This window comes from Paraburkholderia sp., from assembly GCF_004298475.1.
Classification (GTDB): Bacteria; Pseudomonadota; Gammaproteobacteria; order Burkholderiales; family Burkholderiaceae; genus Paraburkholderia; species Paraburkholderia denitrificans.
Genome location: NZ_SCRP01000017.1, coordinates 82,279 through 104,380, shown reverse-complemented (window position 1 = coordinate 104,380; position 22,102 = coordinate 82,279). Strand labels below are relative to the sequence as shown.

Genomic DNA, 22,102 nt, shown 5'->3' with positions numbered 1-22,102 from the left:
TACGCCGAGTAGGGATTGTTCTTTTTGGGGACCATCATGGACACGGCTTCGTTGACCGGCGTCGATTTGGGCCAGCACTGCTTCCACCTGCACGCGCAGGGCCCATGTCGGGCCGCGTCCTCGGGCGTAGCGCTCACGCCACGCTACAATGCGTCGTTTGCGCCGCGCGTCTCTCGCGGCCCGCTTCCGGTTTTTCCATGACATCCAGCTCGTCCCGGCGGTCCGCCGCTCCGTCCCGCAATCCACGTCCTGGCGCTCAGGCACACAGGCCTCGCGCCGCGACCGGCCCTCAGGCCGTGCATCTGGCACCGGATTCGCTCGGCTTCGCGCTCGATCAGGCCGCACAGGCCGTCGGCGCGGTGCGCGCGGGCGCGGCGTTGCCCGCTGCACTTACGAGCGTGTTCGCCGCCTTGCCCGCCGATTCGGCGACGCTCGCGCGCGGAGCCGTGCAGGACATCGCCTACCGGACGATGCGGCGTCTGGGCCTCGTCGACTGGCTGCTGCGGCAGCGCGTGAGCAAGGCGCCGCCGCAGCCGGTCGCGAACCTGATGGCGTGCGCGCTGGCGCTGCTCGTCGACGACGAAGCGAACGCGGCCTACGCGCCGTTTACGGTCGTCGACCAGGCGGTTCGCGCGGTGGGCGCGCGCCGCGAAATGGCTTTCGCGAAGGGGCTCGTCAACGCCGTGCTGCGCGGTTTTCTGCGCGAACGCGAGGCATTGCTGGCCGCGGCGCGCGCCGACGAGGTCGCGCACTGGAACTATCCGCAATGGTGGATCGATGCGACGCGCGCTGCGTGGCCGGGCGAATGGCAGTCCATTCTTGCCGCGGGCAACACGCACGGCCCGCTCACGCTGCGCGTGAACGCGCGCCGCACGACTGCCGCCGATTACCTCGTGCGCCTTCGGGCGGCGGACATCGACGCCGTGCAGATCGGCGACCATGCCGTGCGCCTTGCTGCGCCGCTGCCGGTCGATCGCATTCCGGGTTTCATGGCGGGCGACGTTTCGGTGCAGGACGCGGGCGCGCAAGTCGCGGCGCAACACCTGGGCGTGCGCGACGGCATGCGCGTGCTCGACGCCTGCGCGGCGCCTGGCGGCAAGAGCGGCCATCTGCTCGAACTTGCCGACATCGATCTGATCGCGCTCGAAAGCGACGCCGCACGCGCTGCGCGCATCGGCGAAAATTTCGAGCGGCTCGGTTTCACCCAGGACGATCCCGCGCACCCGCTGCGGCGCGCGCGGGTCGTGATCGGCGATGCGGGCGCTGCGGGCGATAGCGCCGCCTGGTACGACGGCCAGCCCTTCGACCGCATTCTGGCCGACGTGCCGTGTTCGGCGTCGGGCATCGTCCGGCGTCACCCCGATATCCGCTGGTTGCGTCGCCAGGGCGACATCGCGGCGCTCGCCAAAGAGCAGCGTCGCATCGTCGCGGCGCTGTGGCCGCTCCTGAAGCCGGGCGGCGAACTGCTCTACGTGACCTGCTCGATCTTCCCCGAGGAAGGCGAAGCCGCGGCGCGCTGGTTTGAAAGCAGCCACCCGGATGCGGTACGATTGGGCGCGCCGGGGCAGCTGTTGCCGACGGCCGGGCATGCGCCGTCCGGGGAGGCTGGCGGTGACGCTGACTGCGAGGCTGACAACGGCGCAGCCAGCAAGGCGCAGCCCGACGCGAGCGGAAACGATGCGGATCACGCCGCCGTTCCCCGCCGCACCGCCGATCACGACGGATTCTTCTACGCGCGCTTTCAGAAACGGTGATCATTAAACGCTTCTTCCCGCTGCGGCTCGCGGCTCTGATCTGGTTCGTGCTGGTCGCCGGCTTTATCGCCGCGACGCCGGCGCGCGCCGATTCGATCTCGGTGCAGCGCGCGTCGCTGCAGGCCGACGGCAACGGCTGGAACCTCGACGCCCGTTTCGACTTCGACCTGAACAGCAGTCTGGAAGACGTGGTCAACAAAGGCACTCCGCTCTACTTCACGACCGATTTCGAACTCTCTCGCGCGCGCTGGTACTGGTTCGACGAGAAGCCCGTGAGCGTGTCGCAGAGCATCCGGCTGTCGTTCCAGCCGCTCACGCGCGAATACCGCGTCTCGACCGGCGGCCTGCAGCTCGGCTTTCCGACGCTCGCCGAGGCGCTCGCCGTCGTCAAGCACGTGACCTCGTGGCATGTGTTCGACCGCAGCGACGTGAGCGCGGACGAAACCTACATCGCGTCGGTGCGCATGCAACTCGACGTGGCGCTCATGCCCAAGCCGTTCCAGATCAACGCGGTCAACAACCGCGACTGGGATCTCGCCTCCGACTGGAAGCGCTTTAACTTCACGGTGACCGAACGTGCTAGGTAAAGTGCGCCGCGCCACCAGCGTCAGCAGCATTGTCCTCAGGCTGCTCGTCTCCACCGTCGCGTTCACCGCGACGCTGCTGCTCGTGCTGCTCGCCGCCGCGAGCGCGAACACCGAATTCTTCGATCGCTATTACGGCTGGCTCTACGCGGCCAACTTCGTCGTCGCGCTGATTTTCATGTCGGTGGTGACGGCGCTCGTGATCGTGATCGTCGTGCGCCTGAGGCGCGGCAAATTCGGCACACGGCTGCTCGCGAAGCTCGCGTTCTTCTTCGCGCTCGTCGGCGTCGTGCCGGGCGGCATCATCTACATCGTTTCGTATCAGTTCGTGTCGCGCTCGATTGAATCGTGGTTCGACGTGAACGTCGAAACCGCGCTCACAGCGGGCCTGAACCTCGGGCGCGGCATGCTCGATGCGTCGCTCTCCGATCTGCAGACCAAGGCGCGTCTCATGGCCGAGCAGATAGCGAGCGCCGACTCCGCAGGCACGACGCTCACGCTTTTGCGCACGCGCGACCAGTTCGGCGTGCAGGACGCGACGATCGTCACGCCGGTGCGCAGCATGTCGGGCGCGGCGCCGGACTTGCGGGTCGTCGCGCAGGCGTCGAGCAACCTGTCGTCGCTGGTGCCCGCCGGCCTGCCCACGCAGCTCATGATCGATCAGGCGCGCGAGAGCGGCTACGCGGCGATCGAAGGCGAAGTGGATGGCGATCCGCAAGAGCGCGGTTCGAAGGGCCCGCTGCGGCTGCGCGTCGTGACGCGCATTCCCGACGCGAACACCATGGACCTGCAGCCCACCGAACGCTTCCTGCAACTCGAACAGCCCGTGCCCGCCGCGCTCGCGCGCAACGCCGACGCCGTGCAGCGCGCGTATCGCGAGTACCAGGAGAAGGCGCTCGGGCGCACGGGCTTGCGTAAGATGTACATCGGCACGCTGACGCTCGCGCTCTTTCTCGCCACGTTCGTCGCGATGATGCTCGCGCTCGCGCTCGGCAACCAGCTTGCGCGGCCGCTTTTCCTGCTCGCACAGGGCACGAAGGAAGTGACCGAGGGCGACTACACGCCGAAGCGCGAAATCAAGTCGCGCGACGAACTGGGCTTCCTCACGCAATCGTTCAACGCGATGACGCGCCAGCTATCGGAAGCGCGCGCGGCCGTCGAGAAGAACCGCGTCGCGCTCGAACATTCGAAGGCGTACCTCGAAAGCATCCTCGCGAACCTCACGGCGGGCGTGTTCGTGTTCGACCGCCAGTTCCGGCTGACCACGGCGAATCCGGGCGCGGAGCGCATCTTCCGCCAGCCGTTCGAGACGCAGCTGGGCGTGCCGCTCGAACACATCGGCGTGCTGGCCGAATTCGGCGCCATGGCGCGCAAGGCGTTCGCCGATCAGGAAGCCGCGAGCAGCGACGGCGACCGGGCGCGCGGCCACTGGCAGCAGCAGTTCTCCGTGCCGATCACGGGCGAAACCGATCCGCTCACGCTGCTCGTGCGCGGCGCGCGCCTCGTTGCGGGAACGGGCACGGGCGCCGAGGCGGGCAACCCGCAGACGGCGGGCTACGTGGTCGTGTTCGACGATATCTCGGACGTGATCTCGGCGCAGCGTTCGGTCGCGTGGGGCGAAGTCGCGCGGCGTCTCGCGCACGAGATCAAGAACCCGCTCACGCCGATCCAGCTGTCGGCGGAGCGCCTGCAGATGAAGCTCTCCGACAAGCTTTCGCCGACCGACGCCGACGTGCTCAAGCGTGGCGCGACGACGATCGTGAACCAGGTTGCGGCGATGAAGCAGATGGTCGACGATTTCCGCGACTACGCGCGCACGCCGCCGGCGGTGCTGTCGAGCCTGCAGCTCAACGATCTGGTGAGCGAAGTGCTGACGCTCTACGGCGTGGAGGAAGGCAAGAGCGCGCTGAAGGTGGAGTTGTCGGCGCTGCCGGTGATCCGCGGCGACGCGACGCAATTGCGCCAGGTGATCCACAACCTGTTGCAGAATGCGCAGGACGCGGTCGCCGACACACCGAACCCGCATGTGACGCTCGAAACACGGGCCGTAGAATACGGGGATCCGGATGCGGAGGGCCGCTCGCGCATCGCCGTGCGCCTCACGATATCGGACAACGGAGCGGGATTCCCGGCGCGCATCCTCACGCGCGCGTTCGAACCCTATGTGACGACCAAAGCCAAAGGAACAGGACTCGGGCTTGCGATGGTCAAGAAGATCGTCGATGAGCACGGCGCGCGCATCGACATCCGCAACCGCATGAAGACGGGCGACGTGATCGAAGGCGCGCAGATCTCGATTCTCTTTCTCCAGCTGGCGGACGACGCCGCAACGCCGGAATCCGGCGCGCGGAGTTCGCGTGCCGCAGCCGGGCAGGGAACAAAAGCAACAGTGCAGACAAGGGCAGCGTAAATGGCAACCATCCTGGTGGTAGACGATGAAATGGGGATCCGGGAACTGCTCTCGGAGATCCTGAGCGACGAGGGACACGTCGTGGAGCTGGCGGAGAACGCGCAGGAGGCGCGCGAATTCCGCCTGCGCCAGGTGCCTGACCTGGTTCTGCTCGATATCTGGATGCCGGACACCGATGGCGTCACGCTGCTCAAGGAATGGGCGGCGCAGATGCTCCTGACGATGCCGGTCATCATGATGTCGGGACACGCGACGATCGACACCGCCGTCGAGGCGACGAAGATCGGCGCGCTGAATTTCCTCGAAAAGCCGATCGCGCTGCAAAAACTGCTGAAGGCTGTCGAGCAGGGACTCGCGCGCGGCACGGCGGCGCCCGTGCTTGCGCAGGCGAGCGGCAAGCCCGCGGCGGGCGGCTCGGCTGCGGTGGCATCGGCGGCGGCGCTGCCGATGTTCGTGGCCGACGGCGTGCAGGGCATGGCGCCTGTCGCGCAGACGGCGTCGATTTCGTTCGACATCCCGCTGCGCGACGCGCGCGACGCCTTCGAGCGCGCCTACTTCGAGTACCACCTCGCGCGCGAGAACGGCAGCATGACGCGCGTGGCGGAAAAAACCGGGCTCGAGCGCACGCACCTGTACCGCAAGCTCAAGCAGCTCGGCGTGGATCTCGGCAAGAGCAAAGGCGAATGAACGTCATCGCCTGGTTTTGAGAGGGGCTTGCGTTGGGCTGCGAGCCTCGCTATAATCTGCGTTCTTCGTTGGCCCGGTAGCTCAGTTGGTAGAGCAGCGGATTGAAAATCCGCGTGTCGATGGTTCGATTCCGTCCCAGGCCACCAGAATTGCAGCCCCAGGAGATCGCACGATTCCTGGGGCTTTTTCGTTGTTCTGTTGTTCTGTCGCGCCGAAGCGGCAGCCAGCCGTATGCGCCGGGCGCCGATCCTCCCGCGAAGGGCCTGGGCCTATACTGCATTAGCTGCATGAGCCGGCGCCGCATGAGCCGGCACGGCCCCGGGCAGCCGAAAGCGGCTACCTGAAATGGCTACCGAAAGTGGCCACCTGAAGCGGCCACCTGCGGCATGGCGGCGGCGTTCGCGACGCAGTGCGGGAGCCTCACACACGGAGTTTCACGGTGACTCGAACAGACGCCAAGACCGGCGCACTCGTGCTGTTTTCCGGCGGCCAGGACTCGGCCACGTGCCTCGCCTGGGCGCTCGACCGCTACGACACCGTCGAGACGCTCGGCTTCGATTACGGCCAGCGCCATCGCGTCGAGCTGGCGTGCCGCGAAGGCTTTCGCTCGGCGATTGCGCGTGCGTTCCCCGCGTGGGCCGGGCGGCTTGGCGAAGATCACATGGTCGACCTCTCGGTGCTCGGTTCGATCAGCGACACCGCCATGACGCGCGAGATCGAGATCGAGACCGCCGCGAGCGGCCTGCCGAACACGTTCGTACCGGGCCGCAACCTGATGTTCATGACGATCGCCGCGGCAATTGCCTATCGGCGCGGGCTCAAGGTGCTGGTCGGCGGCATGTGCGAAACCGATTTTTCGGGCTATCCCGACTGCCGCGACGACACCATGAAGGCGCTGCAGGTCGCGCTGAACCTCGGCATGGACAGCCGCTTCGTGCTCGAAACGCCGCTGATGTGGCTCGACAAGGCCGACACCTGGCGTCTTGCGGAGCAACTGGGCGGCAAGGAACTCGTCGAGCTGGTGCGCGTCGAGACACATACGTGCTATCTCGGCGAGCGCGCCGAACTGAACGCATGGGGCTTCGGCTGCGGCGAATGCCCCGCCTGCAAGCTGCGCAAGCGCGGCTACGAAGCGTATCTCGCGGGCGGGAAGGTCACTGAAGCGCCGCTCTGAGGCCCTCGGCGCAACGGTTACCGGTTACCCCACGGCGCACGATGCAGGCAGCAGACTCGGGCCGCCGACTCAACCCGATCCAGGATCAGGCAGCAGCATGACTTACGCGGTAAAGGAAATTTTCTACACGTTGCAGGGCGAAGGCGCGAACGCCGGGCGCTCGGCCGTGTTTTGCCGGTTCGCCGGCTGCAACCTGTGGTCGGGCCGCGAAGAGGACCGGGCCACTGCCGTGTGCCGGTTCTGCGATACGGACTTCGTCGGCACCGACGGCGAGAACGGCGGCAAGTACCCGCGCGCCGAAGAACTGGCCGCGAAAATCGCGTCGCTGTGGCCCGAGGGCGAAGGCAACCGCTTCGTCGTCTGCACGGGGGGCGAGCCGATGCTGCAGATCGACCCGCCGTTCGTCGACGCGCTGCACGCCGCCGGCTTCGAAATCGCCATCGAAACGAACGGTTCGCTGCCGGTGCTCGATACGATCGACTGGGTGTGCGTGAGCCCGAAGGCCGATGCGCCGCTCGTCGTCACGAAGGGCAACGAGCTGAAGGTCGTGGTGCCGCAGGACAATCAGCGCCTCGCCGACTACGCAAAGCTCGACTTCGAGTATTTTCTCGTCCAGCCGATGGACGGCCCATCACGCGACCTGAATACGAAACTGGCCATCGACTGGTGCAAGCGCCATCCGCAGTGGCGCCTCTCGATGCAGACTCACAAGTACCTGAACATTCCCTGACGCGCCGTGCTGACGATCACCCGAAAACTCGAATTCGATGCGGGCCACCGCATCCCCGACCACCGCAGCCAGTGCCGCAACCTGCACGGCCATCGCTATGTGCTTGAAGTCACGCTGCAGGGCGACACGGTCGAGGCCGAAGGCGCGCCCGACCGCGGCATGGTGATGGACTTCGCGGACGTGAAGTCGCTCGCGAACCAGCATCTCGTCGACCGCTGGGATCACGCGTTTCTCGTCTACGAAGGCGACACGCAGGTGCGCGCGTTCCTCGACACGCTGCCGGGCCACAAGACCGTCGTGATCGACCGCATTCCGACCGTCGAGAATCTCGCCGCGCTTGCGTTCGAGATCCTTGCGAACGTCTACGACGCCCACTACGGCGTGAATCTCCAGCTCCATAAAGTGCGCCTCTACGAAACGCCGAACTGCTGGGCCGAAGTGGTCCGCGACTAAGTTCCCCATCAGGCCCGACACCAGGCCCACCACCAGGCCCACCACCAGTCCGCGCGCACGCGCAGCCCGCTTCCAGGCAGCCTGCTCCTGCGCGCGCCGTCACCGGCGCGCGCCCGTCCTTCCCCTGGCCTGTCGATGCCTCTCCGCACCGGGTTTTCCGCCCGATGGCGGCGTTTATTGTCGCTGTATCATCAATGCAGCAAGGCCGCGCACCTTCCGCGCGGACGGACAACATAAACATAGCGAGACATGCCGGTTGCGGCGTCGCCGGGCCACACGCCCGGGCACGACGCGCGCGGCGCGCGGCCTCGCCGGGAGCACGGCGATGAGCACCTTCACCAATCCCCTGAAAGAACGTTTGAGAGAGGCCGGGCCGCTCTACGGCCTGTGGCTGTCGATGGGCAGCGAAACCGCCGCCGAGGCGCTCGCCCACGCCGGATTCGACTGGCTGCTGATCGACATGGAGCACGCGCCCAACGACAGCGCGGATACGGTCGCCCAGCTGCGTGCGATTGCCGCCGCCCATCTGCCGACCGAGCCGGTCGTGCGCCTGCCGACCAGCGAGCCGTGGCTCGTCAAACGCGTGCTCGACGCGGGCGCGCGCACGGTGATGTTTCCCAACATCGGCAGCGCTGAGGAAGCCGCGCATGCCGTGCGCCTCACGCAGTATCCAGACGAGCGCACGCCCGATGGGCGGCGCGGCGTGGCGGGCGTCGTGCGCGCGGCTGCGTACGGCATGCGGCGCGATTACCTGCACACTGCAAACGCGCAGATTGCTTGCATCGTGCAGATCGAATCGGCGCAGGCGCTGGGCGAGGTGGAGAAGATCGCGGCGACGCCGGGCGTCGACTGCCTGTTTGTCGGCCCCGCCGATCTTGCCGCGAGCCTCGGCCATCTGGGCGACTCCAGGCATCCCGACGTCAACGCAGCGATGCTGCGCATCGTCGCTGCGGCGCGGGATGCGGGCGTGGCTGCGGGCATCTTCGCGATGGATGCGGCGCAGGCGAAGCAGTACCGCGACATGGGCTTCAGCTTCATTGCGCTCGCCGCCGATGTGATCTGGCTCGTGCGCGCGACGCGGCAGGCGCTCCAGGAGGCGAGATCATGAGGCGCTATACAGGGACGGCGGCGAGGATGGCGGCGCGCGCGGCAGCCGGGTTTTTCGCCGCGACCGTTGCGGCGGCGTGCCTTGCCGCCGGACCCGCAGTTCGACCCGCAGCCGGACCCACCATCAGCGCGGCCGATGCCACGGGCGCGGGCGCTCAATCGGATCCGCAGACGGCCAACGCCGTCGCCGACTACAACGCAGGCAACCTGAGCGCCGCGCTGACCGAGTTTCGCGCGGCGGCTGAGCGCGGCAACCGTCTCGCGGAATTCGACTACGCGATGATGCTGCTGAACGGCGAAGGCGGCGCGACGGATGTCGGCGAGGGCCGCCGGTGGCTGCGCAAGGCCGCCGACGCGAACATGTCGCATGCCCAGTACGTCTACGGGAAGATGTACGACGACGGCGACTTCGTCGAGCGCGATCCTGCTCAGGCGCACCCGTGGTTCCTGAAGGCGGCGAAGCAGGGCCACGTGCAGGCCGAGCTTGCGCTGGCGAACCAGTACCTCGACGGACGCGGCACGACCCGCAACAACAAGCAGGCGTTCTACTGGTACAAGAAGGCGGCTGAAGGCGGCGACATGACGGCGCAATACGTGACCGGCTCGTTCTACGAGCACGGCGGCGACGGTGTGCCGAAAAACCTCAACGTCGCGCGCGCGTACTACGCTGCCGCCGCGGCGCAGGGCGACCGGGTAGCGTTGCTCAAGTACCGGCAGTTGAGTTCGCAGTTGATGAAGTCGGCGCCTGGCGCGACGCCGCAGTAGTCGAAAAGCAGGTAAAAAGCAGGCACAGCGCGGCGCGCCGGGTTTCGCGCAGGCTAGCTCTGCATGAGCCGCTTCTGGCGGCCGACGCTCATGATCAGTCCGATCGCGATGCCGAGCGTCGTGAGTGCGGTCCCGCCGTAGCTCATGAACGGCAGCGGCACGCCCACCACGGGCAGGATGCCGCTCACCATCCCGATGTTCACGAATGCGTAGGTGAAGAAGGCCATCGTCAGCGATCCGGCCAATAATCGCCCGAACAGCGTGGCGCCGTTCGCGGCGATATACAGCCCGCGCGCAATCAGGCACATATAGAGCGTGAGCAGCACGAGTCCGCCCGCCATGCCGAATTCCTCGGAGAACACCGCGAAAATGAAGTCGGTGTGCTTTTCGGGGATGAACTCGAGGTGCGACTGCGTGCCCTTCAGCCAGCCCTTGCCGAGCGGCCCGCCGGAGCCGATCGCGATCACGGCCTGAATCGTGTGGAAGCCCTTGCCGAGCGGATCGGATGTCGGGTCGAGCAGCGTGCAGACGCGGTGCTTCTGATAGTCGTGCAGGAGCGGCCAGTTCACCTGCGGCTGGCAGATCTTGTCCTGGAAGACGGCAATCGACGCGACCGCGATCACGCACGCGATCAGCACCGGCACGATCAGCTTGAACGACAGCCCCGCGAAGTAGATCACGAAGAAGCCTGCCGCGAACACGAGCACGGCGGTGCCGAGATCGGGCTGCTTGGCGATCAGGCCGACCGGCACGAGCAGGATGATGAAGCCGACGAGAAAGTCGTACCAGCGCGTCACGCCTTCGCGGCGCTGGTAATACCACGCGAGCATGAGCGGCGTGGCGATCTTGAGGATTTCCGACGGCTGGATCACGACGCCCACGTTGATCCAGCGTTTCGCGCCCTTGCGCGTGAGGCCGAACATCGCCACCGCTATCAGCATCGCGATGCCGAATGTGTACATGGGCACGGCGAAGCGCATCAGCGTCGTGGGCGGCACGTTCGCGAGCACCCACATCACGACGAAGGTCAGCATGATGTTGCGCAACTGGTCCTCGACGCGGCCCGGCACGTCGAGGCTCGCGCTGTACAGCGTCACGATGCCCACGCACAGCAGCAGGAACACGGTGAGCGCCAGCGGCCGGTCGAAGCCGATGAACATCTTGCGGATCGTGTCGAACACCGCGCGCTTGTCGATCTTGTCGAACTGGAACATGGGCATGGCGGGCTCCTTACTCGTCGATGCCGGCGGCGGGGGATGGCCGCTCCGGCTGGCCGTCGTTGCGCGAGGGCGCGAGGGCGGCCGTGTCCGGTTCGCTCGCGGGGCCGGAGGGGTGCGATGGCTGCCGAGAGGGGGGGTGCGGCTCGCCCCGGCGCGGCGCGGATGCGGCGTCCGCGCCCGTGGCTTTCGCGATGCCCGTCGCGCGCGCAGCGGGCGCTGAAGCCGCCGTTGACCCCAAAGCAGCACCCAAAGCGGCACCCGAAGCAGCGCTGGCGGGTGTCGCCGCAGCCGCAGCCGAAGCCGCCGCCGCCGCTGAGGCCGCAGCAGCTGCCGAAGCCGCGCCGGGAATCGGCAGCGGCTTGAACCCGGCGGCGACTTTCACCGTATGGTTGTCGGACGTGTCCTGCGGCGCGCCGATCACGGGCTCGGACGCATCCTGCGCCGCGGACGCCGCAGCGGCCACTGCGGCTTGCAGGACGCCCGGCTTCTGGCGGTCGAGGAGGTAGTAATCGAGCACGCGGCGCGCGATCGGGCCTGCGGCCTGCGCGCCCCAGCCGCCGTTCTCGACGATCAGCGCAACCGCGATCTTCGGCTTGTCGGCCGGCGCGAACGCGATGAAGAGCGCGTGGTCGCGCAGATGCTCGGCGAGCGCATGCGCCTGATATTTCGCGCCCTGCAGCGAGAACACCTGCGCCGTGCCGGTCTTGCCCGCCGACGTGTACGGCGCGTTCGCGAAGATCTGGTACGCGGTGCCCGACGGGTTCATCGTCACGCCTTCCATGCCGCGCTTCACGACGTCGATGTCCGCTTGCGACACGTTCAGGCGTCCGCTTTCGTGCGGCACCGTGAGGTGCACTTCGCGCGTGATCGGATTCTCGATTTCCTTCACGAGGTGCGGCTTCATGACGATGCCGTTGTCGGCGAGCGTCGCGGTCGCGTGCGCGATCTGCAGGATCGTGAACGAGTTGTAGCCCTGGCCGATGCCGAGGCTGACCGTCTCGCCCTCGTACCAGCGTTGCTGCTCGGGCTTGCGGTAGGCCTTGCGCTTCCACTCGGTCGACGGCAGGATGCCGCGCGCCTCGCCCGCAATGTCGATGCCCGTGATCTGGCCAAAGCCGAGCGGCTTCATGAAGCTGGCGATGTTGTCGACGCCGAGATCGTGCGCGAGCATGAAGAAGTAGGTGTCGTTCGACACCATGATCGCGCGGTTCATGTCGATCCAGCCCTGGCCGGATCGCACGTCGTTGTTGAAGCGGTGGCCGCCGAACATGTAGTAGCCCGGATCCTGGAAGCCCCATTGCGGCGTGCGCTTGTGCAGCGTGAGCGCGGCGAGCGCCATGAACGGCTTGTAGGTCGAGCCGGGCGGATAGGTGCCGTGCAGCGGCCGGTTGAGCAGCGGGTGATCGGGGGAGTTGTTGAGCTCGTCCCAGGTCTGCTGGTCGATGCCGTCGACAAACGCGTTCGGATCGAAGCTCGGCGCGGAAACGAACGCGAGGATGTCGCCGGTCGCCGGCTCGATCGCCACGAGCGCGCCGCGCCGGCCCGCGAACGACTGCTCGGCGATCTGTTGCAGGCCGATGTCGATCGACAGCCGCAGGTTGTTGCCCGGCGTCGACTGGGTGCGCGAGAGCGTGCGCACGGGCCGTCCGCCCGCCGTGACTTCGACTTCCTCGAAACCGGTCAGTCCGTGCAGTTCGGTTTCGTAGCTCTGCTCGACGCCGATCTTGCCGATGTAGTCGGTGCCGTTGTAGTTGTTCGCGTCGCGGCGCGGATCGTAGTGCTCCGGATCGCTGTTGTTCTGGTCGCTGGCGTCGTCGATGCGCTCCTGGTCGCGCTGCGAGATGCGGCCGATATAGCCGATCACGTGCGCAGCCGTCTGGCCGAGCGGGTACTGGCGGAACAGCCGCGCGCGCACTTCCACGCCGGGGAAGCGGAAGCGCTGCGCGGTGAAGCGCGCGACTTCGTCGTCGGTGAGGCGGGTGCGGATCGGCAGGCTTTCGAAGTTCTTCGAGTCTTCGAGCAGCTTCTTGAAGCGGCGGCGGTCGCGCTGGTCGATCGGGATCACCGTCGAGAGCTGATCGATCGTGTTGTCGAGCGTGTCGGTCAGCTTCGAGGGCGTGATTTCGAGCGTGTACGCCGAGTAGTTCCTGGCGAGCACGACGCCGTTGCGGTCGGTGATGATGCCGCGGTTCGGCACGATCGGCGCGACGGAGATGCGGTTTTCGTCGGCCTGCAGCGAATACTTGCCGTGGTTCCAGACCTGCAGCCAGAGGAAGCGCGACGCGATCAGCCCGAAGCAGACGAACACGAACAGCCCCGCCGCGGCGACGCGCAGGCGGAACTTCAGAATCTGTCTCTGGGTGTCCTTGAATTCGGTCATGCGATGCGTCCGGCCCGCGTGCGCGGCTTAGATAGGCCGCGTGTCGTCGGGATCGACGGGGCGGCGCTGCGGCAAGAGGAGCACGATGCTCGCAACGGGCCACAGCACGGCGGCGACGAAACCGCTCAAGAGGTAATCCCAGCCGGGAAACGATGCGCCCATCAAGAGGCGGATCACGAACGGCACGATCTGCGTGCCGACCAGCATCGGCATTACGGCGAAAACCTGCACGCCGAGCGACATCCACAGGACGCGGCGATGAATCGTGATCGCGCCGTACGACAGCAGCGTGTACGCAAGCGCGTGTTCGCCGAGCAGGCTGGCGTTATGCACGTCCATCATGAGGCCGAGGCAGAACGCGAGGCCCATGCCGACCTTGCGCGGCTGGTGGATGTTCCAGAACAGCAGCACGAGCGCGACGAAGTCGGGCACGCCCGGCAGCTTGCCCCACGGCAGCAGGTTCAACAGGAACGCGGCGGCGAGGCTGAACGCGATGAAATACGGGTTGACCGGCTGCAGGATGTATTGCGGACGCGGCATCACGGATGCTCCGGCGCGGCGGCGGGCGCCGCGCTGTGCTGCGCGGACCGGGCCGCTGGTTTGGCTGCCGGAGTGGCCGCTGGTGTGGTCACTGCGGCGTGCTCGGGCTTCGCTGCGGATCGGGGTGCGGCCTCGGCCGGCTTCTGCTTTGCGGCGGCGGTCGCGGCTGCCGCTGCCGCTGCCGCTGTGGCGGCCGGGGTTGCCTGGGTTGCTGCCGGGGTCGGCGCGGCCGTTGCCGCGGCGGCGGGCTGCGTCTTGCCGTCCGCTGCCTTCTCTGCTGCCTTTTTATCGGCGGCTTTCTTCGCATCGGCCTTCTTTTTCGCGTCCTTGGGGGCGACGGGCTCGGTCTCGGCCGGACGCGGCGGCTCCTGCGAAACATAGTGCAGCACGAGCACCTGGCGCGCGCCGCGCACGGTTGCAATCGGCACGCAGACCACGCGCGCGAACGCGGTGTCGGCCTGGCGGTCCACGCGCAGCACCTTCGCGACCGGCAGTCCTTGCGGATACACGCCGTCGAGGCCGCTCGTCACGAGTTCGTCGCCGACCTGCACGTCGGCGCTGATCGGCACGAAACGCAGGTCGAGCAGCGCACCCTGCGCGGTGCCGTAAATCACGCTGCGCAGGCCCGTGCGCACGATTTCGACCGGGACGGCCTGGTCCTTGTCCGTGAGCAGCGTGACTTCGGACTGCATCGCGAATACGCGCGTGACCTGACCGACCACGCCGTCCTCGTCCACGACGGGCGAGCCGGTCTGGATGTCCTGCTGCGAGCCGCGCCCGATCACGACCTTCTGCGTGAACGGGTCGCGCGTGTCGTACTGGATTTCGGCGGGAGTCGACTGCGCGCCGATACGCTGCGACAACTGCAGCACCGCGCGCAGGTGCGCGTTTTCGGCGCTGAGCGCGCTGGCGGTATTGGCTTCCTGCGAAAGCTGGAGATTGCGCGCGTGGAGTTGCGCGTTCTCGGCGCGCAGCGTGGCGCCCGTCACCGCGAGGTCGGCGGCGCCCATGATGAGATCGCGCGGCACGAGCGCCGCGCGTTGCAACGGGTAGAGGCCTGCCCCGAGCACGCCGCGCACGACTTCGAGCGTCTTGAAGCGGGCGTCGGAGACAAGCAGGGCCAGCGACAGCGCGACAAAGAGGATGAGCCGCGCAAGTGCCGAAGGGCCTTGCTTGAACAGAGGCGGCGGACTGTATTCCATGGTCGGCGCCGGGGGCGTGTGCGGATGGACGAAACGGTGGCGCTACGAGCGGCGCCTGTTAGCGGGCGACGAGGCCGCAACCAGGCAGCGAACCGGCTGCCTCTCCAGGAGGAGCTGGATGTGCGGGATGTGCCGCGCCGCGCGCATGGGATGCGTGTGCTTACTCGTACGAGAAGATGCTGCCGAGCTTGTCCATGCGTTCGAGCGCCATGCCCGACCCGCGCACGACGCAGGTGAGCGGGTCTTCGGCGACGAGCACGGGCAGGCCGGTTTCTTCTGCGAGCAGGCGGTCGAGGTCGCGCAGCAGCGCGCCGCCGCCCGTGAGCATCATGCCGCGTTCGGCGATGTCGGCGCCGAGTTCCGGCGGCGTCTGCTCGAGCGCGATTTTCACGGACGAGACGATCTGGTTCAGCGGATCGGTCAGCGCTTCGAGGATTTCGTTGCTGGAGATCGTGAAGCTGCGCGGGATGCCTTCCGAGAGATTGCGGCCCTTCACTTCCATTTCCTTGACTTCGGAGCCGGGGAAGGCGGAACCGATTTCCTTTTTGATGGCTTCGGCGGTTTGCTCGCCGATCAGCATGCCGTAGTTGCGGCGGATGTAGTTGACGATGGCTTCGTCGAACTTGTCGCCGCCCACGCGCACCGAGCCCTTGTAGACGATGCCGCCGAGCGAGATCACGCCGACTTCGGTCGTGCCGCCGCCGATGTCGACGACCATCGAGCCCGTGGCTTCCGAAACCGGCAGGCCCGCGCCGATCGCAGCGGCCATCGGCTCTTCGATGAGGTAGACCTGCGAGGCGCCCGCGCCGTGCGCGGCTTCCTTGATCGCGCGGCGCTCGACCTGGGTCGAGCCGCACGGCACGCAGATGATGATGCGCGGCGACGGCGAGAACATGCGCGATTCGTGAGCCGACTTGATGAACTGCTTGATCATCTGCTCGGTGACGGTGAAGTCGGCGATCACGCCGTCCTTCATCGGGCGGATCGCCTCGATGTTGCCAGGCACCTTGCCAAGCATCTGCTTGGCTTCCTTGCCGACGGCCTGAATGGTCTTCTTTCCGTTCGGGCCGCCTTCCTGACGGATCGACACGACGGACGGCTCGTCGAGGACGATGCCTTTGCCGCGCATGTAGATCAGCGTGTTGGCGGTGCCGAGGTCGATCGCGAGGTCGTTTGAGAAATAGCTACGCAGAAAACCGAACATTCAAAAATCCTGTCTCGCTTGTGGCCGACCTTCCAGACGGGCGGGTCAAGGACGGCAGCGGAAAAAATAACAGCCCCAGGCCGGGCGCGAAGCGCGCCGCGAGGAACCTGAAACTGCGGGAATGATTACCGGGGGCAAACTGGTGGCGTTCTGAGTCTGCCGCGAGCCTGCCCCTTGCATGCCCCGTAGCCCCTTCGTGCCTTTATGTGCCTTTGCGTGCCTGTTGCGCACCTTTCACGTGCCATTTGCGCACCGCTTTGCGTGCGCTGGTTGCCTGCGCGTGTTTGTCAGCGCTTCGCCAGTACTTTGGCCGCGAAGTGTTGCACAGGCGTTGCACAAGCGCTGCCGAAGTGCCGTGATCGGCGATCAAAGACAGACGAAAGGCAGATGCAAGGCTATCCGGGTTTGGGTCGAACGCGTAATGATACCTTATAATTTTGCCTGTTTTGCAGGATCCGAAAGGGAGTTTTTGACGACGTCGAAGCTTTCCTCCAGAGCCGGATCCGGCGCGATAAATCGCTGTTGCAGCACTGTTTTTTCGAACCTGGCGCAACGGCTGGAGCTACAGCCCATTTTTTCCGGTGACCGCATGGCCCTGACCCTCAACGATGTGAAGCGAATCGCGCATCTCGCGCGTCTCGAACTGGCCGACGCCGAAGCCGGCAATACGCTCGAACGCCTGAACAACTTCTTCGGCCTCGTCGAGCAGATGCAGGCCGTCGACACCACCGGCATCGCGCCGCTCGCGCACCCGATCGAGCAGATCGAGGACGTCGCGCTGCGCCTGCGCGAGGATGCCGTGACCGAAACCGTCGACCGCGACGCGTTTCAGCGTCCGGCGCCCGCGGTGCAGGACGGCCTGTACCTCGTGCCGCGCGTGATCGAATAAGCCTCGGGCACCCGGTTTTCCCGTCGCTGGCGCATGAAAGCGCCGCGACGGCTCCCCGATCTCACGGGGCGCGGCCTGCCGGCCGGGCACGAAGCCCCGATGACGGCGCACGCAGCACGCAGTACGCAGCAAGCGGCGCCGCCGCCACGTTCTTCCAGGAACCTCGCAATGCATGAAAAAAGCTTGACCGAACTGCGCGCCTCGCTGGCTGCCAGGGAATACTCGGCAGTCGAGCTGGCGCAGCACTATCTGGCGCGAATCGACCGGTATAAGGCGCTGAACGCGTTCGTCGACGTCAATCCGGAGCTGACGCTCGCCCAGGCCAGGGCCGCCGACGCGCGCCTCGCCGCCGGCGACACCGGCGCGCTGCTCGGCCTGCCGCTCGCGCACAAGGACGTGTTCGTCACGCGCGGCTGGCGCTCGACGGCCGGCTCGAAGATGCTCGAAAACTACGTGAGCCCGTTCGACGCCACCGTCGTCGCGCGGCTCGAGCGCGCGGGCATGGTGTGCCTCGGCAAGACCAACATGGACGAATTCGCGATGGGCTCGTCCAACGAGAACTCGCACTTCGGCGCCGTGAAGAACCCGTGGGACGAGCGGGCGGTGCCGGGCGGCTCGTCGGGCGGCTCGGCTGCGGCCGTGGCTGCGCGCCTCGCGCCCGCCGCGACCGGCACGGACACGGGCGGCTCGATCCGCCAGCCCGCGTCGTTCTCGGGCGTCACGGGCATCAAGCCGACCTACGGCCGCGTGTCGCGCTACGGCATGATCGCGTTTGCCTCGTCGCTCGACCAGGGCGGCCCGTTCGCGCACAGCGCCGCTGACTGCGGCCTGCTGCTCAACGCCATGGCGGGCTTCGACGAGCGCGACTCGACGAGCCTGCAGCGCGACGACGAGGACTACACGCGCCATCTCGGCACACGCTGGAGCGCCGACGCTTCCGCCGACAAGCCGCTCGCGGGCCTGCGCATCGGCCTGCCGAAGGAATACTTCGGCGCGGGTCTCGCCGAAGACGTCCGCGCGGCCATCGACGCCGCACTCAAGGTCTACGAATCGCTCGGCGCCACGCTCGTCGAGGTGTCGCTGCCGAAGACCGAACTGTCGATCCCCGTCTACTACGTCATCGCCCCCGCCGAAGCCTCGTCGAACCTCTCGCGCTTCGATGGCGTGCGCTACGGCCATCGCGCAGCCGACTACCGCGATCTGCTCGACATGTACAAGAAGTCGCGCGCCGAGGGCTTCGGCCCGGAAGTGAAGCGCCGCATTCTGGTCGGCACCTACGTGCTCTCGCACGGCTACTACGACGCGTACTACCTGCAGGCGCAGAAGATCCGCCGCATCATCGCGCAGGACTTCCAGGAAGCGTTCAGGCAGTGCGACGTCATCATGGGCCCGGTCGCGCCGAGCGTGGCGTGGGACCTCGGCGCGAAGGGCGACGATCCGCTGCAGATGTACCTCGCGGACATCTACACGCTCTCCACGAGCCTCGCGGGCCTGCCCGGCATGAGCGTGCCGTGCGGCTTCGGCGCGGGAGCGAATGCGCAGCGTCCGGTCGGTCTGCAGATCGTCGGCAACTATTTCAACGAGGCCCGCATGCTGCAGGTCGCCGACGCCTTCCAGCGCGCGACCGACTGGCATCGCAAAGCTCCGGCAGAGGTGTGATCATGGCAGCAACACAATGGGAAGTCGTCATCGGTCTTGAGACGCACGCGCAGTTGTCGACGGCGTCGAAGATTTTCTCGGGCGCTTCGACGCAGTTCGGCGCCGATGCCAACACGCAGGCCTGTCCCGTCGATCTCGCGCTGCCGGGCGTGCTGCCGGTGATGAACCGCGGCGCCGTCGAGCGCGCGATCCGCTTCGGTCTCGCGATTGGCGCGACGGTCGCGCCGCGCAGCATCTTCGCGCGCAAGAACTACTTCTATCCGGACCTGCCGAAGGGCTATCAGATCAGCCAGTACGAGATCCCGGTCGTGCAGGGCGGGCAGATCACGATCCAGGTCCCCGCCAACGAGAAGACCGGCAAGGAAGCCTACGAGAAAACCGTCAATCTCACGCGCGCCCACCTCGAAGAGGACGCCGGCAAGTCGCTGCACGAAGACTTCGCGGGCATGACGGGCATCGACCTGAACCGCGCGGGCACGCCGCTGCTCGAAATCGTCACCGAGCCGGAAATGCGCAGCGCCGCCGAAGCGGTGGCCTACGCGAAGTCGCTGCACAGCCTCGTCATGTGGCTCGGCATCTGCGACGGCAACATGCAGGAAGGCTCGTTCCGCTGCGACGCGAACGTCTCCGTGCGTCCGGTCGGCCAGCAGGAATTCGGCACGCGCGCCGAAATCAAGAACCTGAACTCGTTCCGCTTCCTCGAAGAAGCGATCCAGTACGAAGTGCGCCGCCAGATCGAACTGATCGAGGATGGCGGCACCGTCGTGCAGGAAACGCGCCTCTACGACCCGGACAAGCGCGAAACGCGCTCGATGCGCAGCAAGGAAGACGCGCACGATTACCGCTATTTCCCCGATCCCGATCTGATGCCGCTCGTGATCGATGCGGCGTGGATCGAGCGCGTGAAGGGCGCGATGCCCGAACTGCCCGCGACGATGCAGACACGCTTTGTCGAGCAGTACGGCGTGACGCCTTACGATGCGGGCGTGCTCACGGCGGCCAAGTCGATGGCTGTGTACTTCGAGGCCGTGGTCGCGACCACAGGCGCCGCCCAGGCGAAGGTTGCCGCGAACTGGCTGATGGGCGAAGTGTCGTCGCAGTTGAACCGCGAAGGCCTCGATATCGACGCGTCGCCGGTCTCGGCTGCGCAGCTCGGGCTGTTGCTGCAACGCATCGCCGACGGCACGATCTCGAACAAGATCGCGAAGGAAGTGTTCCTCGCGATGTGGGACGAGAAGGCCGAGGGCGCGGATGCCGCCGATCGCATCATCGAAGCGAAGGGCCTCAAGCAGATTTCGGATACCGGCGCGCTCGAAGCGATCATCGACGAGGTGCTCGCCGCGAACCAGAAGTCGGTCGAGGAATTCCGCGCGGGCAAGGAGAAGGCGTTCAACGCGCTGATCGGCCAGGCGATGAAGGCAACGAAGGGTAAGGCGAATCCGCAGCAGGTGAACGAGCTGCTGAAGAAAAAGCTATCCTGAGCGCTTTCCGGCAATTGCCACCGCAGGGCGGCGTCGCGCAAGACGCGCGACGCCGCCCTGCCGTTTGATGCGCCGCCGAAGTATGCGCTGTGGGACCGGAGTGAGCGCGTTGGAACAAGAGGAGAACCCCGAATGACGAAGCCCCCGAGTCTCGATGACTACCGCGTGCCGTACTTCGACGACAAGCGGGCGGCGAAATTCTCACTCGACGCGCTCGATCCGTCGGCCAAGCCGTTCAGCACGGGAACCAAGGAAGGCGACCGCGACCGCCTGGCCGTTGTCAGCGAGCGCATCGACGTGCAGCAGGAGCGCTTGCACGCGCAACGGTACGAGCGCGTGCTGCTCGTGCTCCAGGGCATGGATACGAGCGGCAAGGACGGCACGATCCGCAGCGTCTTTCACGAGGTCGATCCGCTCGGCCTGCGCATCGTGCCGTTCCGCGCGCCGAGCGCCATCGAGGCGTCGCACGATTTTCTCTGGCGCGTGCACCGGCGAGTGCCCGCAGCGGGCGAGCTGACCATCTTCAACCGCAGCCACTACGAAGACGTGCTCGTGCCGCGCGTGATGGGCCAGATCGACGCGACCGGGTGGGAGCGCCGCTACCGCCAGATCCGCGAGTTCGAGGCGATGCTCACGGAAACCGGCACGACCATCATCAAGTGCCTGCTGCACATCTCCAAAGACGAGCAGAAGGCGCGCATTCAGGCGCGCATCGACGACCCGACCAAGCACTGGAAGTTCGACCTCTCCGACCTCGAAGCGCGCAAGCGCTGGGACGTCTATCAGGCGGCCTATCGCGACGCGCTCGCGGCCACCTCCACGGAGTACGCGCCGTGGTACGTGATTCCGGCGAATTCGAAGTCGCATCGCAACCTGATGGTGGCCGAGCTGCTGCTGCGCCTGCTCGAAGGCCTCAAGCTCGAATTCCCGCCCGCCAGGGAAGAACTGAAGGGCGTCAAGGTCGACTAGCCCGGCTCGCTTGATTGGCGACATCACGCCTCGCGCAGCGGCACAGAGCGGACGCAAGGCGCGGGCGCAAACCACAAGGAAACAAGACATGTTGCGAGTGATCACCGCGAACCTCAACGGCATTCGTTCGGCGGCGAAGAAGGGCTTCTTCGAGTGGTTCGGGGAACAGAAGGCCGACGTGCTCTGCGTGCAGGAAATCAAATGCTCGCAGGACGACATGACGCCCGAATTTCTCGCACCGCACGATTTCACGGGCTATTTCCAGCACGCGGTGAAGAAGGGCTACAGCGGCGCGGGCCTCTACACGCGCCATGAACCGGACGAGGTGATCATCGGCTTCGGCAGCGAAGAGTTCGATCCCGAAGGCCGCTACGTCGAGGCGCGCTTCGGCAAGCTGTCGATCGTGTCGGTGTACGTGCCCTCGGGTTCGAGCGGCGATGAGCGCCAGGCCGCGAAATACCGCTTCATGGACGCGTTCATGCCGCATCTCGCCGAACTCGCGCGCGAGCGCGAAGTGATCGTGTGCGGCGACGTGAACATCGTCCACAAGGAAATCGACATCAAGAACTGGAAGGGCAACCAGAAGAACTCGGGCTGCCTGCCCGAAGAGCGTGCGTGGCTCACGAAACTCTTCGACGAAGTCGGTTATGTCGACGTGTTCCGCACGCTTGACTCACGGCCCGAGCAGTACACCTGGTGGAGCAACCGCGGCCAGGCGTACGCGAAGAACGTGGGGTGGCGCATCGACTACGAGATCGCCACGCCCGGCATCGCGGCCACCGCGAAGCGCACGTCGATTTTCAGGGACATCAAGTTCAGCGACCACGCGCCGCTCACCATCGACTACGACTACGAGGTCGCGTGCATTGGGTGACGTTGCGTGACGCCGGGCTG

General features: G+C 66.6%; 19 protein-coding genes and 1 tRNA gene. 15 read left to right on the top strand and 5 right to left on the bottom strand.

Annotated elements, in window-relative coordinates:
- Nucleotides 1–197 precede the first annotated feature (197 nt).
- The 10 genes from rsmB (at nt 198) to EPN59_RS10120 (ending at nt 9,664) form a co-directional block, all read left to right on the top strand.
- Complete coding sequence (rsmB, locus tag EPN59_RS10165) at nt 198–1,754, top strand: 16S rRNA (cytosine(967)-C(5))-methyltransferase RsmB (RefSeq protein WP_293037732.1); 1,557 nt, start codon at nt 198–200, stop codon at nt 1,752–1,754.
- A complete protein-coding gene (locus EPN59_RS10160) occupies nt 1,751–2,341 on the top strand; it encodes a DUF4390 domain-containing protein (protein WP_293037734.1) in 591 nt (196 codons plus the stop codon). The genes rsmB and EPN59_RS10160 overlap by 4 nt, the downstream gene beginning before the upstream one ends.
- On the top strand, nt 2,331–4,748 hold the full coding sequence (locus EPN59_RS10155; protein ID WP_293045977.1) for a PAS domain-containing sensor histidine kinase: 2,418 nt from the start codon (nt 2,331–2,333) through the stop codon (nt 4,746–4,748). The genes EPN59_RS10160 and EPN59_RS10155 overlap by 11 nt, the downstream gene beginning before the upstream one ends.
- Nucleotides 4,749–5,435 (top strand): response regulator transcription factor EsaR, encoded by a 687-nt coding sequence (esaR, locus tag EPN59_RS10150; RefSeq protein WP_293037740.1) that lies wholly within the window; start codon nt 4,749–4,751, stop codon nt 5,433–5,435.
- Between the two features lie 70 nt (nt 5,436–5,505).
- A tRNA-Phe gene (locus tag EPN59_RS10145) sits at nt 5,506–5,581 on the top strand.
- A 293-nt stretch (nt 5,582–5,874) separates the two neighbouring features.
- Complete coding sequence (queC, locus tag EPN59_RS10140) at nt 5,875–6,609, top strand: 7-cyano-7-deazaguanine synthase QueC (protein WP_293037742.1); 735 nt, start codon at nt 5,875–5,877, stop codon at nt 6,607–6,609.
- Nucleotides 6,610–6,706: 97 nt separating this feature from the next.
- Nucleotides 6,707–7,339, top strand: coding sequence for a 7-carboxy-7-deazaguanine synthase (gene queE, locus EPN59_RS10135; protein ID WP_293037745.1), 633 nt, complete (start codon nt 6,707–6,709; stop codon nt 7,337–7,339).
- A gap of 9 nt (nt 7,340–7,348) precedes the next feature.
- Nucleotides 7,349–7,792 (top strand): 6-carboxytetrahydropterin synthase QueD, encoded by a 444-nt coding sequence (gene queD, locus EPN59_RS10130; protein WP_293037780.1) that lies wholly within the window; start codon nt 7,349–7,351, stop codon nt 7,790–7,792.
- A 325-nt stretch (nt 7,793–8,117) separates the two neighbouring features.
- Nucleotides 8,118–8,900, top strand: coding sequence for an aldolase/citrate lyase family protein (locus EPN59_RS10125; protein ID WP_293037748.1), 783 nt, complete (start codon nt 8,118–8,120; stop codon nt 8,898–8,900).
- Complete coding sequence (locus tag EPN59_RS10120) at nt 8,897–9,664, top strand: tetratricopeptide repeat protein (protein WP_293037750.1); 768 nt, start codon at nt 8,897–8,899, stop codon at nt 9,662–9,664. Before EPN59_RS10125 ends, EPN59_RS10120 begins: the two co-directional genes overlap by 4 nt.
- Nucleotides 9,665–9,717: 53 nt before the next feature.
- Here the strand turns inward: EPN59_RS10120 and rodA are convergent, their stop codons facing one another.
- The 5 genes from rodA to EPN59_RS10095 all read right to left on the bottom strand — a co-directional run bounded on the left by rodA (nt 9,718) and on the right by EPN59_RS10095 (nt 16,210).
- Nucleotides 9,718–10,878, bottom strand: a complete 1,161-nt coding sequence (gene rodA / locus EPN59_RS10115; protein WP_293037783.1) for a rod shape-determining protein RodA — start codon at nt 10,876–10,878, stop codon at nt 9,718–9,720.
- A 16-nt stretch (nt 10,879–10,894) separates the two neighbouring features.
- Nucleotides 10,895–13,264, bottom strand: coding sequence for a penicillin-binding protein 2 (mrdA, locus tag EPN59_RS10110; RefSeq protein WP_293037753.1), 2,370 nt, complete (start codon nt 13,262–13,264; stop codon nt 10,895–10,897).
- A gap of 27 nt (nt 13,265–13,291) precedes the next feature.
- On the bottom strand, nt 13,292–13,804 hold the full coding sequence (mreD, locus tag EPN59_RS10105; protein WP_293037755.1) for a rod shape-determining protein MreD: 513 nt from the start codon (nt 13,802–13,804) through the stop codon (nt 13,292–13,294).
- On the bottom strand, nt 13,804–15,006 hold the full coding sequence (mreC, locus tag EPN59_RS10100; RefSeq protein WP_293037758.1) for a rod shape-determining protein MreC: 1,203 nt from the start codon (nt 15,004–15,006) through the stop codon (nt 13,804–13,806). The genes mreD and mreC overlap by 1 nt, the downstream gene beginning before the upstream one ends.
- A gap of 160 nt (nt 15,007–15,166) precedes the next feature.
- Nucleotides 15,167–16,210, bottom strand: coding sequence for a rod shape-determining protein (locus EPN59_RS10095; RefSeq protein WP_124152902.1), 1,044 nt, complete (start codon nt 16,208–16,210; stop codon nt 15,167–15,169).
- A gap of 589 nt (nt 16,211–16,799) precedes the next feature.
- On the opposite strand from EPN59_RS10095, the gene gatC reads away from it, so the two are divergent.
- The 5 genes from gatC (at nt 16,800) to EPN59_RS10070 (ending at nt 22,082) form a co-directional block, all read left to right on the top strand.
- The gene (gene gatC / locus EPN59_RS10090) at nt 16,800–17,099 is read left to right on the top strand and encodes an Asp-tRNA(Asn)/Glu-tRNA(Gln) amidotransferase subunit GatC (RefSeq protein ID WP_293037765.1); all 300 of its coding nucleotides are present in this window, start codon (nt 16,800–16,802) and stop codon (nt 17,097–17,099) included.
- A 168-nt stretch (nt 17,100–17,267) separates the two neighbouring features.
- Nucleotides 17,268–18,758, top strand: a complete 1,491-nt coding sequence (gatA, locus tag EPN59_RS10085) for an Asp-tRNA(Asn)/Glu-tRNA(Gln) amidotransferase subunit GatA (protein ID WP_293037768.1) — start codon at nt 17,268–17,270, stop codon at nt 18,756–18,758.
- 2 nt (nt 18,759–18,760) lie between these two features.
- Nucleotides 18,761–20,239 carry an Asp-tRNA(Asn)/Glu-tRNA(Gln) amidotransferase subunit GatB gene (gatB, locus tag EPN59_RS10080; RefSeq protein ID WP_293037770.1) on the top strand — a complete coding sequence of 493 codons (1,479 nt, stop codon included), beginning with the start codon at nt 18,761–18,763 and terminating at the stop codon, nt 20,237–20,239.
- Between the two features lie 132 nt (nt 20,240–20,371).
- Nucleotides 20,372–21,208 carry a PPK2 family polyphosphate kinase gene (locus EPN59_RS10075; RefSeq protein WP_293037773.1) on the top strand — a complete coding sequence of 279 codons (837 nt, stop codon included), beginning with the start codon at nt 20,372–20,374 and terminating at the stop codon, nt 21,206–21,208.
- Nucleotides 21,209–21,296: 88 nt separating this feature from the next.
- Nucleotides 21,297–22,082: an exodeoxyribonuclease III gene (locus EPN59_RS10070; RefSeq protein WP_293037775.1), complete on the top strand. Its 786-nt coding sequence runs from the start codon at nt 21,297–21,299 to the stop codon at nt 22,080–22,082.
- Nucleotides 22,083–22,102 lie beyond the last annotated feature (20 nt).

Bases quoted from the DNA above. Each gene is read 5' to 3' on its own strand.
- queE (WP_293037745.1), top strand. From the start codon at position 6,707: ATGACTTACGCGGTAAAGGAAATTTTCTACACGTTGCAGGGCGAAGGC.
- EPN59_RS10095 (WP_124152902.1), bottom strand. From the start codon at position 16,210: ATGTTCGGTTTTCTGCGTAGCTATTTCTCAAACGACCTCGCGATCGAC.
- gatB (WP_293037770.1), top strand. From the start codon at position 18,761: ATGGCAGCAACACAATGGGAAGTCGTCATCGGTCTTGAGACGCACGCG.
- mreD (WP_293037755.1), bottom strand. From the start codon at position 13,804: ATGCCGCGTCCGCAATACATCCTGCAGCCGGTCAACCCGTATTTCATC.
- EPN59_RS10075 (WP_293037773.1), top strand. From the start codon at position 20,372: ATGACGAAGCCCCCGAGTCTCGATGACTACCGCGTGCCGTACTTCGAC.
- mrdA (WP_293037753.1), bottom strand. From the start codon at position 13,264: ATGACCGAATTCAAGGACACCCAGAGACAGATTCTGAAGTTCCGCCTG.
- rodA (WP_293037783.1), bottom strand. From the start codon at position 10,878: ATGTTCCAGTTCGACAAGATCGACAAGCGCGCGGTGTTCGACACGATC.
- EPN59_RS10070 (WP_293037775.1), top strand. From the start codon at position 21,297: ATGTTGCGAGTGATCACCGCGAACCTCAACGGCATTCGTTCGGCGGCG.
- EPN59_RS10120 (WP_293037750.1), top strand. From the start codon at position 8,897: ATGAGGCGCTATACAGGGACGGCGGCGAGGATGGCGGCGCGCGCGGCA.
- mreC (WP_293037758.1), bottom strand. From the start codon at position 15,006: ATGGAATACAGTCCGCCGCCTCTGTTCAAGCAAGGCCCTTCGGCACTT.
- rsmB (WP_293037732.1), top strand. From the start codon at position 198: ATGACATCCAGCTCGTCCCGGCGGTCCGCCGCTCCGTCCCGCAATCCA.
- esaR (WP_293037740.1), top strand. From the start codon at position 4,749: ATGGCAACCATCCTGGTGGTAGACGATGAAATGGGGATCCGGGAACTG.
- EPN59_RS10125 (WP_293037748.1), top strand. From the start codon at position 8,118: ATGAGCACCTTCACCAATCCCCTGAAAGAACGTTTGAGAGAGGCCGGG.
- gatA (WP_293037768.1), top strand. From the start codon at position 17,268: ATGCATGAAAAAAGCTTGACCGAACTGCGCGCCTCGCTGGCTGCCAGG.
- gatC (WP_293037765.1), top strand. From the start codon at position 16,800: ATGGCCCTGACCCTCAACGATGTGAAGCGAATCGCGCATCTCGCGCGT.